Source organism: Pseudomonas cyclaminis (genome assembly GCF_015163715.1).
In the GTDB taxonomy this organism is placed as follows: Bacteria; Pseudomonadota; Gammaproteobacteria; order Pseudomonadales; family Pseudomonadaceae; genus Aquipseudomonas; species Aquipseudomonas cyclaminis.
Window position 1 is genome coordinate 1 of record NZ_JADDUM010000344.1, and the last position, 2,484, is coordinate 2,484.

Sequence of the window (2,484 nt, forward strand, 5' to 3'; positions counted from 1 at the left end):
ACTACACCGGCATGGCGGCGGCACGCTTTGCCGATGAAAGCTACTGCGCCGCCGCGTTGGACGGTTTGACCGGCAAGGGCCTGGATAACCTGGTGCTGGTCACCACCCTGGCGGTGCTCGCCATTGCGTTGCTGACGTCGCTGCTCGATGCGCGCCTGGAAGCCCGCACCGCAGTGCTTGCGGACTCCCTCAGCCAGGCCAACCAGGAACTGACCCACCTGGCCCTGCACGACATGCTCACCGGCCTGCCTAACCGCACCTTGCTCGCCGACCGGATTCAGCAGGCCATGCAGGCGGTCAAAGAGCAGGGCGGTTGCTTCGCCTTGATGTTTATCGACCTGGATGGCTTCAAACCGGTCAACGATGCGTTTGGCCATCACATGGGCGACCAATTGCTGCGCGAAGTCGGCCTGCGCCTGCGCGAAGACTTGCGCAGCCATGACACCCTGGCGCGCATCGGTGGTGATGAATTTGTGCTGTTGGTGCAACTGAGCCAGCCGGACGATGCGCTGCGCTTGGCCGAGCGCCAGGTCGGTCTGATCAACCGTGCGTTCCAGGTGGCCGAGCATGAGCTGAAAATCTCGGCGAGTGTCGGTATCGCGTTGTTTCCCGGCAACGGTGGCAACCCCCAGGAACTGTTGATGAACGCCGACGCCGCGATGTACCACGCCAAGGGCATGGGCAAGAACGGCTACAGCTTTTTCGATGTGTCGATGAACACCAATGCGCGCAAGCAATTGCAGTTGTTGCAGGACCTGCGCAATGCCCTCGACCAAGAGCAATTTCGTCTGTACTACCAGCCCAAGTTTGATGCGGTCAGTGGTATCCCCGTGGGCGCCGAAGCTCTGGTGCGCTGGGAACATCCGCAGCAGGGCCTGTTGTTGCCGGCAACCTTTATCGAACTGGCGGAAAAGACCGGCTTGATCATTCCCATCGGCGAATGGGTGCTCAATGAAGCCTGTCGCCAGATGAGCGTGTGGTATGCCCAGGGTTATGAGGATTGGCGCATCGCCGTGAACCTGTCGGCGTTGCAGTTCTGCCATGCGGGGCTGGTCAAGAGCGTGGCCAGCGCCCTGGATCGGCATCAGTTGCCGGCCAACAGCCTGACCCTGGAAATCACCGAGACCACCGCAATGAGTGATGCCGATGCGAGCATGGCGGTGTTGCAGCAGCTCTCGGACATGGGCGTCGACCTGTCCATCGATGACTTCGGCACCGGTTATTCCAGCCTGATGTACCTCAAGCGCCTGCCGGCCAACGAGTTGAAGATCGACCGTGGTTTTGTGCGCGACCTGGAGCACGACAGCGACGACGCCGCCATTGTCTCGGCCATCGTTGCCCTGGGCCAGGCGCTGGGGCTGCGGATTGTCGCCGAAGGCGTGGAAACCGATGTGCAGCAGAACTTCCTCACGCGGCTGGGCTGCAACTCCCTGCAAGGTTATCTGCTGGGGCATCCGCTGCCGGCCGAGGGTTTCATGGCGGATATCCAACGGGGCGAAGACGCACTGGCGCCTGACAAAAACCGTGCGTGACGGTTAGTATTGGATCCAACCCTAATACCAGGTTGGACCAGGAGACCGCACGCATGGACAAAGTTGTCATCATCACCGGGGGCAGTCGTGGCATAGGCGCCGAAACGGCATTGCTGGCGGCGCGTGAAGGCTATCGCATTTGCATCAACTACCGCTGCGACGAAACAGCCGCCCTGAGTGTTCTGGAACAGGTGCGTGGCCTGGGCGCCCAGGCGATTGCGGTGCGGGCGGACGTCAGCATCGAAGATGAAGTGATCGCCTTGTTCCACCGCGTCGACGCCGAGTTGGGCCGCGTGACTGCCCTGGTCAACAACGCCGGTACCGTGGGGCATAAGTCGCGGGTCGATGAAATGTCCGAATTCCGAATCCTCGACATCATGAAAACCAACGTGCTGGGCCCGATCCTGTGCGCCAAGCATGCGGTGCTACGCATGTCGCCCAAGCACGGCGGGCAGGGCGGCAGCATCGTCAACGTTTCGTCGGTGGCCGCGCGCCTGGGCTCGCCGGGGGAGTACGTGGACTATGCGGCCTCCAAGGGCGCGCTTGATACCTTCACCATCGGTCTGTCCAAAGAGGTGGCGGGCGAGGGGATACGCGTCAACGCCGTGCGCCCCGGCTATATCTTCACCGACTTCCACGCCCTGAGCGGCGACCCGGACCGGGTCAGCAAGCTGGAGTCCGGCATTCCCATGGCCCGTGGCGGCCGACCGGATGAAGTGGCGGAAGCGATTATCTGGTTGTTGTCGGATAAGGCCTCGTATGCCACCGGGACCTTTGTCGATCTGGGCGGCGGGCGGTGAGCCGGTAGCGTCTGTTCGGGCGCCATCGAGGGCAAGCCCTAATGCCGGTCAGTTAAGAAATCGCAAGGGTAAAAGTAACCTGTGGTGAGCGGCTTCCCCCGATGGCAGTGGGGTCAGCCAATTCATAGATGGCTGATACACCGCTATCGGGG

At 61.9% G+C, this 2,484-nt stretch carries 2 protein-coding genes; both read left to right on the top strand.

What is annotated here, in order from left to right; all coding sequences use genetic code 11:
• Positions 1-1,532 (top strand): putative bifunctional diguanylate cyclase/phosphodiesterase (locus IQK56_RS30070; protein WP_193863310.1); only part of this gene is annotated, 1,532 nt, incomplete at its 5' end.
• A 53-nt stretch (positions 1,533-1,585) separates the two neighbouring features.
• Positions 1,586-2,332: an SDR family oxidoreductase gene (locus IQK56_RS30075; RefSeq protein ID WP_122305687.1), complete on the top strand. Its 747-nt coding sequence runs from the start codon at positions 1,586-1,588 to the stop codon at positions 2,330-2,332.
• Positions 2,333-2,484: the final 152 nt, after the last annotated feature.

Excerpts from the sequence above, each read along its gene's own strand:
- IQK56_RS30075 (WP_122305687.1), top strand. The coding sequence starts at position 1,586 with ATGGACAAAGTTGTCATCATCACCGGGGGCAGTCGTGGCATAGGCGCC.